General features: G+C 70.8%; 7 protein-coding genes. 2 read left to right on the top strand and 5 right to left on the bottom strand.

Going from position 1 to position 8093, the window contains the following annotated elements; translation table 11 throughout:
* Both cydC and SACMADRAFT_RS14585 read left to right on the top strand, forming a co-directional pair.
* A partial coding sequence (gene cydC / locus SACMADRAFT_RS14590) for a thiol reductant ABC exporter subunit CydC (RefSeq protein WP_009154598.1) occupies positions 1 to 1197 on the top strand: 1197 nt, incomplete at its 5' end.
* An 89-nt stretch (positions 1198 to 1286) separates the two neighbouring features.
* Positions 1287 to 2045, top strand: a complete 759-nt coding sequence (locus tag SACMADRAFT_RS14585) for a sigma 54 modulation/S30EA ribosomal C-terminal domain-containing protein (protein WP_009154597.1) — start codon at positions 1287 to 1289, stop codon at positions 2043 to 2045.
* A gap of 7 nt (positions 2046 to 2052) precedes the next feature.
* Here SACMADRAFT_RS14585 and SACMADRAFT_RS14580 read toward each other — a convergent pair whose 3' ends face one another.
* From SACMADRAFT_RS14580 to SACMADRAFT_RS14560, 5 genes are read right to left on the bottom strand one after another with little or no spacing between them, the layout of a single operon-like run.
* Positions 2053 to 3168 (bottom strand): acyl-CoA dehydrogenase family protein, encoded by a 1116-nt coding sequence (locus SACMADRAFT_RS14580; RefSeq protein WP_009154596.1) that lies wholly within the window; start codon positions 3166 to 3168, stop codon positions 2053 to 2055.
* Positions 3165 to 5018 carry an AMP-dependent synthetase/ligase gene (locus tag SACMADRAFT_RS14575; protein WP_009154595.1) on the bottom strand — a complete coding sequence of 618 codons (1854 nt, stop codon included), beginning with the start codon at positions 5016 to 5018 and terminating at the stop codon, positions 3165 to 3167. The genes SACMADRAFT_RS14580 and SACMADRAFT_RS14575 overlap by 4 nt, the downstream gene beginning before the upstream one ends.
* A 30-nt stretch (positions 5019 to 5048) precedes the next feature.
* A complete protein-coding gene (locus SACMADRAFT_RS28570) occupies positions 5049 to 5795 on the bottom strand; it encodes a VirB8/TrbF family protein (RefSeq protein WP_009154594.1) in 747 nt (248 codons plus the stop codon).
* The gene (locus SACMADRAFT_RS14565; protein WP_009154593.1) at positions 5795 to 7021 is read right to left on the bottom strand and encodes an MlaD family protein; all 1227 of its coding nucleotides are present in this window, start codon (positions 7019 to 7021) and stop codon (positions 5795 to 5797) included. The genes SACMADRAFT_RS28570 and SACMADRAFT_RS14565 overlap by 1 nt, the downstream gene beginning before the upstream one ends.
* A complete protein-coding gene (locus tag SACMADRAFT_RS14560; protein WP_009154592.1) occupies positions 7018 to 8091 on the bottom strand; it encodes an MCE family protein in 1074 nt (357 codons plus the stop codon). Before SACMADRAFT_RS14560 ends, SACMADRAFT_RS14565 begins: the two co-directional genes overlap by 4 nt.
* Positions 8092 to 8093: the final 2 nt, after the last annotated feature.

The raw sequence follows: 8093 nt of genomic DNA, 5'->3' as shown, positions 1-8093 counted from the left end.
GCGGCGTTGGCGCGGGTGGCCGCCCGCAGGCAGGCCGCCGCGAGGGCACGGCTGTCCACGGAGGTGGTCGAACTGCTGGAATCGGCTCCGGAGTTGATCGTCCACGAGCGCGACGGCGAGCAGCTACGCCGGGTCGGTGCCGCCGACGCCGCACTGGGCAGGATCACGCGCGTCGACGCGCTGAGCGCAGGCCTGGCAGAGGGCGCCGTGGACGTGCTCACCGGGCTGACGACACTCGCGGTGCTCGTGGCTGGTGTGGCCGCCACCGAGGCGGGCACGTTGCCGGGTGTGCTGCTCGCGGCTGTGGCACTGCTGGCGACCGCCGCGTTCGAGGCCGTTCGCCCGCTGCCGGAGTCGGCAAGGCACCTCGCGGGTTCGGCAGGCGCGGCCAGGCGGCTGCTGGAGCTCACCGACCGGGAGCCGCCCGTGCGTGATCCCGCGCGGCCGCTGCCACCGCCCGCGGGTGAGCTGCTGCGGGTGACGAACGTGCGCGTGCGCTACAGCCAGGACGGGCCGTGGGCGCTCGACGGCGTCGATCTGGAGCTTCGACCCGGTAGCAGGGTGGCACTGGTCGGTGCCAGCGGCGCGGGCAAGTCGACGCTGGCCGCGCTGCTGGTGCGGTTTCGCGACCCCGATGCCGGAACCGTCACCCTCGACGGCCACGACCTGGCCCGCTACGCGCAGGACGACGTGCGCAGGCTGGTGACGCTCGCGGGCCAGCAGGCCCACCTGTTCCACACCACGATCAGCGAGAACGTGCGGCTGGCGCGGCCGGAAGCCGGGCAGGCCGAGGTCGAGGACGCGCTGCGCCGCGCACGGGCACTCGACTGGGTGCGGTCCTTGCCGGACGGCATGGAGACCGACGTCGGTGAGCACGGTTCGCTCGTCTCCGGCGGGCAGCGGCAGCGCATCGCGCTCGCGCGCGCGTTGCTGTCGAACGCCCGCTTCCTCGTGCTGGACGAACCGGCCGCGCACCTCGATCCCGGCACGGCGGACGACCTCGTCGCCGACGTGCTCGACGCCACGGCGGGGCGGGGCGTGCTGCTGATCACCCACACGCTGCGCGGGCTGGCCGGCGTCGACGAGATCGTCGTTCTCGACCGCGGTCGGGTCGTCGAGCGCGGTCGTCACGCGGACCTGGTGGCCCGCGGCGGGCACTTCGCGCGGCTGTGCGGTGTGACCCACGTCGCGAGCTGAGGAGTTCGTGCCGGGACCTTGTCCCCTACCCGGCACCGCGACCTTCGGCGAGATTGTCGCCTGGCGGGACACGGCGAGGAGGCGAACAGGTGCGGATCGGCCGAGCAGGCGGGCCTGCGGACATCGTGGTGGAGACAAGGGGAGAGGTCGTCGAGAGCGCACGCGAATACGTGCGTGGCCAGCTCGCGGCGCTGGCCCGGCGGCTACCGCACGGCGTCACGCAGGCCAGACTGAAGTTGACCGCGTTCACCCGGCCCAGCGCACCGGTACCGGCGCTGGTCCAGGCCAACCTCACCGTGGCGGGTGTCGCGGTGCGGGCACAGGTGGCCGCCGCGTTCCTGCCCGAGGCGGGCAGGCTGGTGCGGCGACGGTTGCGCGAACACCTGGAACGGCTGGCCGGTGCGGGCGGTGCCCGGCCATGGCACGGCGCGACGGCGGCACGGTGGTGGTCGCAGCAGCCCGCAACGCCACGGATCGTGCGGCACAAGAGCTACCAGCTCACCCGCTGCCACCCCGGCGAGGCGGCACGCACCATGGACGTGATGGATTACGACTTCCACCTGTTCGTCGACGACGAGACCGGTGAGGACAGCATCGTGTTCCGCATCGGACCCACCGGCTACCGGCTGGCGAGGCTGCGCTCACTCGCCCCGCCGACGGCGCCGGTGGACGTCCCGCTGACCGTCAACGTGCACCCGGTCCCCGGCGAGACCACCGAAACGGCGGCCACGTGGCTTTCGACCTGCACCGACCTGCCGTTCCGGTTCTTCAAGGACACCGAAACGGGCAGGGGCACGGTGCTGTACCGCCGCTACGACGGCGACTACGGCCTGCTGCGCGGGCGGTGACGCCTGCTCACAGCCCGAGCGTCTTGCCGATGATGTCGCGCTGGATCTCGCTCGTGCCGCCGTAGATGGTGGAGACCACGGTGGAGCGCACCAGCCGTTCCATGCCGTACTCGGTGGCGTAGCCGTAGCCGCCCAGCATCTGCATGCCGTCCAGCGCCATCGCCTTGGCGAACTCGGTCGCCTTGAGCTTGGCCATCGAGGCCTCGCGGGGGAACAGCTCGCCGGGGTTGGCGTCCATCCGGTGCGCCACGTCGTGCACGAGCAGGTTGGTGCACTCCAGTTCGGTGGCGTGGTCGGCGATGCGGTGCCGCAGCGCCTGGAACTTGCCGATCGGGCGGCCGAACTGCTCACGCTGCTTGACGTAGGACAGCGTGTCGTCGAAGGCGCGCCTTCCGACGCCGAGCATGTTGCCCGCCAGGATCATCCGCTCGATGTTGAGCCCGGCCATCAGCTGCGGCCACGCGCGGCCTTCGACACCGACCACGGCGTCCTCGCCGAGCCTGCAGTCGGTGAAGTAGAGGTCGTTGACCTCCTTGCCGCCCATGGTCTCGATACCCCTGATCTGCAGACCAGCCGTGTTCGCGGGCACGTCGAACATGGTCAGGCCCTCGTGCTTGCCGCCATCGGTGGAGGTGCGGGCCACGAGCAGGATGTGCTCGGCGATGTGCGCGTTGGAGCACCAGGTCTTCTGACCGTTGATCACCCAGCCGCCGTCGCGCTTCTCGGCGCGGCAGGTCAGCGCGCCCACGTCCGAACCGGCGCCCGGCTCCGACATGGAGATGGAAAGCACCTTGCCGTTGACGAAGTCGGTGAGCACCCGCTGCTTCTGGGCGTCGCTGCCGAACTTCTCGTAGGCCGCCGCGGCGATGACCGAGGTGGCGAAACCGCTGATGGGCGCCTGCCAGTAGCCGGTCTGCTCCAGGAAGAGCACCAGTTCGGCCATGCCCTGCCCCGAGCCGCCGTACTCCTGCGGCATCGTGATGCCGAGCCAGCCCAGCTGCGCCATCTTGCCGTACAGGCCGGGGTCGTGCGGGAACTCGGTGGCGCTACCCACCTCCTTTCGGCAGAAGTCGGCTACCGCCTCGACGAAAGCCTGCTGTTCCTGGGTCAGTTCGCGACTCACTTCGCTGCCTCCTCGGTGTACAACTCGCTGATCTCGCCGGCGTAGGTCTGCCCGATCACCCTGCGCTTCAACTTCATGGTGGGTGTCAGTTCGCCGGACTCGGGGGTCCACGGCCGTCCCAGCACGCGGAACTTCTTGATCTGCTCCGGCCGTGACAGCTGCTCGTTGGCGCCACGCACGGCGGTCTCGATCTCGGCGAGCACCCTCGGGTGCTCGGCCAGTTCGCTCACCTCGGTCGCCTCGATGCCCGCTGCCTTGGCCCAGGCGGGAGCCGCCTCCTCGTCCAGCGCCAGCAGTGCGGTGACGTAGGGCCGCTTGTCGCCGATCACCGCGGCGTAGCCGATCAGCGGGTGGGTGCGCAGTAGTCCCTCCGCCTTGCTGGGCGCGATGTTCTTGCCGCTGGAGGTGATGATGAGTTCCTTCTTGCGGTCGGTGATGGTCAGGAACCCGTCCTCGTCGAGGGTGCCGATGTCGCCGGTGGCAAGCCAGCCGTCGGCGTCGACGTCGGGTTCGACGCGGCCGTCGGCCTGCAGGTAGCCGAGGAACACCAGCGGTCCCTTCACCAGCACCTCGCCGTCCTCGGTCAGCTTCACCGCCATGCCGGGGGTGGGCAGCCCGACAGTGCCCGCCCGGTAGCGGTCGGGGAAGTTCGTGGTGGCCGCGCCCGTGGTCTCCGAAAGGCCCCACACCTCCATGATCGTCATACCGAGGCTGCCGAAGAACTCCAGCACGGAGGCGGGGATGGGTGCCGCGCCGCTGCCGAGCCGCACCGCTTCGCCGAGTCCGAGCTTGTCCCGCAACGGCCGCAGCGCTGCCTTGTCCGCCCGCTCCAGACTGTCGGCCAGTTCGGCGGGCAGCTCACCGCCGTCCGCCCTGATCGCGTAGGCCTTCGCGGCGGCCTGCCTCGCCGCGTCGATGGCGGACCGCTGCTCCTCGGGCAGCGCGGCCAGCACCGCCTGCACTCCGGCGGAGAGCTTCTCCCACACCCGGGGAACGCCGAAGAACCCGTGTGGCCGCACCGCCTGCAGCGTCGCGGGCAGCGCGGCCGCGTCCTGGCAGACGGTGACGTGCGCGGCGCTGAACGTGGGCAGGTACATGCCGAGCACCCGTTCTGCGATGTGCGCGAGCGGCAGGTACGCCACCAACCTGGGGTTGGCGGGCGCGGGCTGGATCAGCTCCTGTGCCGCGCACTGGTACAGCACGTTGTTGTGGCTGAGCACGACACCCTTGGGGTCACCGGTGGTGCCAGAGGTGTAGATCATGGCGACCGGGTCGTCCTGGTCGACCGCCTCCGCCCAGCCCCGCACCGCCTCCGGGTCCCGGCCGTGCAACTGCGCGCCCGCGGCGAGCAGGTCGGAGTAGCTGACGAACCGCGCGTCGCCCTCGGGAATGGCGGAGTCGTCGAGCATCACCACGGCGCGCAACGCCGACAGCGAGTCCAGTACGGGCCGCCACCGCCGCAACTGCGAGGCACCCTCGAGCACCACCACGGTGGCGGCGCTGTGCGTGGCGGCGTGGCGGACCTGCTCGGTGCTCAGCGTGGCGTAGGTGGTGCAGGGGATCGCGCCGACGTGCACCGCGGCGAAATCGACCACCCAGTGTTCCGGCCTGCTGGAGCAATCGATCAACATGCGGTCGCCGCGGTGCAGCCCCGCCGAGGACAGCCCGTGCGCCGCGGCGGCGACCCGGTCGTGCAACTCCCGCCAGCTCAGCGTTTCCGCGTCCTCGCCGACACCGGACGACAGCGCGGGAAGCTCGCCGTACTCCTCGGCGTTTCGGCGCAGCAGTGTGGGGATCGTCCACTCACCCACCTCGCGCCACACATCCGATGCGGTGACCTGATCGACCATTGTTCGCTCCTTCTTTACCTGGTTCGCCGCTCAAAGCAGCGCGACGTCGTCGACGAGCCAGCGGTCGTCCTGCCGCACCAGCGTCATCCGCATCCGGTTGCGGTCGATACGTGGTTGCGGACTGTTGGTGTTGGTGATCGTCTGGTCCACGAAGAGCACCACGACGGCCCTTTCGGCTTCGAAGGACTGCACGCCCGAGGCCACCACCTCGCCCTTGGACACCGCCTGGTGCTTCTTGATCAGCTCGGTGAGCTTGCTGCCCACCTGCTCGTACTGCTGGGCGAACCGCGGTGTGGCGTTCGCGGTGACCCCGCTGAAGTTCTCCTGCAGCCTGTTGAAGTCGTAGGAGGACAGCTCGGCGGCGAACCGGCCGGCCGCGTCCACGGCCTGCGTGCGTGAAGCCTCCTGGGAGCGCAGCGAAAAGTACTCCCACGCCAGGTAGCCGGTGCCGCCGAGCACCGCTGCGACAAGCAACGCGGCCAGCAGCGCCCTGGGACCGGGCAGCGACCGCCGTGCCGCGCCGGAACCAGCGCCGGACTCCTCGGCCGAGGTCTCGGCGGTGTCGGCGCTGTCGGCGCTGTCGGAGGTCTCGGCGGTGTCGGTGCCGCCGACCTCGCCGCTGTCCGTGCCTGCCGCGGTTTCGGTGGTGTCCGTGCTGTCCGTGGCCGCTTCGGTGTCGCGTTCGGACTGTCCGGAGTTCTCGTCCTCGCTGCCGTTCCCACCCTGGGGACGGGGCCGGGGCGAGGGGCGCTGGTCGGTTGGCCGGGTGCGACTCATCATTGCACTCCCTGTAGCAGGATCGAGGACCAGGAACGGGGGCCGAGCACCGCCTGCTGCCCGCCGCTGCTGCCGAGGTCGAACGGCAGTGGCCGCCCCGAAGCCGGGTCGTAGGACCGGTTCTTGGGTGCGGGCGCCTGCTCGGAAGGTGAGCTTTCGGGGCGTGGCGCGTTGGCGGCGCCGCGCTGCGCGAGATCGGGCCCCGGCGGGCAGTGCCACGTCAGGTCGGGTTCCCGCGGCTCGGTGGCGGTCGGGGTGCGCCTCGGGGTCTCGGTGTAGCAGACCGGCCCCTGCGAGGCGATGAGGTAGAAGTTCGCGGTGTCGCCCTCGACGATGCTGCCCAGCTTGGTCAGCGTGTCCGGCAGCGAGATCAACGTCTGCTCCACGGCGGGGGCGCGCACACTCACCAGCTGAGCGGTGGTCACCAGGTTGCCGAGCAGGGTGGTGAGCGCGGGCTGGTTCTCGGTCATCATCCGCGCCACCCGGCGCGCCGGGTCGGGGACGTCGTGCAGCAGGCCGCGGATGGCGGGCTCCTGCTCGCGCACGGCGCCGGTGAACTGCCGCATCGCGGTCGCCGTCCTGCGCAGCCGGTCGCCGCTGTCGCCCAGCAGTCGCCTGCCGTGGTCGGCTAGCCGTCGCAGCTGCGGGGTTCGCTCGCCTGCGAAGCGCAGCAGCGTCTGGCTGTTGTCCAGGATGCGGATCAGCTCAGGGGTCGCGCCGTTGAGCCCGGTCGCCAGCGCGTCACCGATCACGGCGACGTCCTCGGCAGGCAGGCTGTCGGCGACCTCCATGAACTCCACCAGCAGCCGCTCGAGCGGCAGTGGCCTGCGGGTGTGCTGCCCCGGGATGACGCTGCCGTCGCGAAGGTAGGGCGGGTCCTCGCCGTCGGGACGCAGGTCGAGGCGGACGATCGCCATCGGCGTTTCCTGTGTCACCACGGCGGTGGTGTCGCGCGGGATGCGGGTGTCGGGGTCGAGTTCCAGCCGCACCCGCACACCGGCACCCTCGGGATCAAGTTGGATGTCCGACACCTCGCCAACGCCGACGCCGCGGTAGGTGACCTGCGACTGCGCGGCGAGCCCTCCGGTGTCGGGCATCCGCACCGTGACGGTCATCGCTGCCGTGATCGCGCGTGGCCCAAGCACGTTGGAAAGGACGTAGTAGCTGCATGCCACGCCGATCACGAGGAACAGCGCGAGTTGTGCCAGCGCCAGCCTGTTCTTCATCGCGTCCCGCCCTCCAGCAACAGCCCGGCGTCTCCCTGCCGCGGTTGTCCCAGCGGCTCGCCACCGGTCGGCGAGGGCACCTCGCCCAGATCGGGATCGAGGATCTCGGCGACGGTGAGCGGCACGTTGATCGTGCCGTCCAGCATCAGGTAGTCGCCCGGGGTCGCCTGCCGCAGCAGCCTGATGAACTCCCGCGCGTCGGTGAGCGTCCTGCCGAGCCCGTCGTCGAGCGCACCGAGTTCTTTCAGCAACGGCCGCAGCTGGTGCAGTTGTTCGGTCAGCGCCGTACCGGTCTCCTCGATCAGTCTCGCGGTGTTGCCACCGAGCGAGGACACCGAGCGCAGCAACCGCGAGAACCGCTCGCGTTCGGCGAGCAGCGTGTCGAGCGCGGGCCGGATGTCGGTCAGCGCGGCTTCCAGGGTGGGTGTGCTCGCGGCGAGCTGACCCGACACCGCGTGCATCGAGTCGATCACCTCGACGATCTGTGCACTGTGGTCGTCCAACGTGGTCAGGACGTGATCCAACCGCGCCAGCAGTTCGTTGATCGTGCCGGCGCGGCCGGACAGCATCGCGTTGGCCTCGTCGACGATCGTGCGAGCCTGGTCGATGCCGGAGCCGTTGAGCAGCGTGCCCACAGCGGCGAGCGTGCTCTCCACGTCGGGGCCGCGCGAGGTGCGTTCCAGCGGGATGACCGGTTCCTGCTGGAGCGTGGCCTGCCCGCTCGGTCGCGGCGGCGGCCGCAGCAGCACGAACTCCTCGCCCAGTGCTGAGGTGAGTTCCAGCTTGGCCAGGGTTCCCGCGGGCAGTCGCACCCGCGAATCCAGCTCCAGTTCCACTCTCGCGCGGAAGTTCTCGGTGCTGATGGCGGCCACCCTGCCGACCGTGGCCTGTCCGACGCGGACGGTGCCGCCCAACGGCAACCTCGGTGCCTCGGCGAAGACCGCCGTCACCCGGTAGGTGTCGTCGCCACCACCGCCGAGGCCCGCCGCGTTCTGCAGGCTGAACCCGCAGCCGGTGGTGGTCGAGGCCGCCGCGAGCAATGCGACGGCGGCCCGGCTCGCCCGCCTCATCC

The sequence above is a fragment of the Saccharomonospora marina XMU15 genome, assembly GCF_000244955.1.
In the GTDB taxonomy this organism is placed as follows: domain Bacteria; phylum Actinomycetota; class Actinomycetes; order Mycobacteriales; family Pseudonocardiaceae; genus Saccharomonospora_A; species Saccharomonospora_A marina.
The sequence above is the reverse complement of the archived record's forward strand: the minus strand, read 5'-3'. Positions and strand labels throughout refer to the sequence as shown.

Excerpts from the sequence above, each read along its gene's own strand:
- SACMADRAFT_RS14575 (WP_009154595.1), bottom strand. The coding sequence starts at position 5,018 with ATGGTCGATCAGGTCACCGCATCGGATGTGTGGCGCGAGGTGGGTGAG.
- SACMADRAFT_RS28570 (WP_009154594.1), bottom strand. The coding sequence starts at position 5,795 with ATGAGTCGCACCCGGCCAACCGACCAGCGCCCCTCGCCCCGGCCCCGT.
- SACMADRAFT_RS14565 (WP_009154593.1), bottom strand. The coding sequence starts at position 7,021 with ATGAAGAACAGGCTGGCGCTGGCACAACTCGCGCTGTTCCTCGTGATC.
- SACMADRAFT_RS14560 (WP_009154592.1), bottom strand. The coding sequence starts at position 8,091 with ATGAGGCGGGCGAGCCGGGCCGCCGTCGCATTGCTCGCGGCGGCCTCG.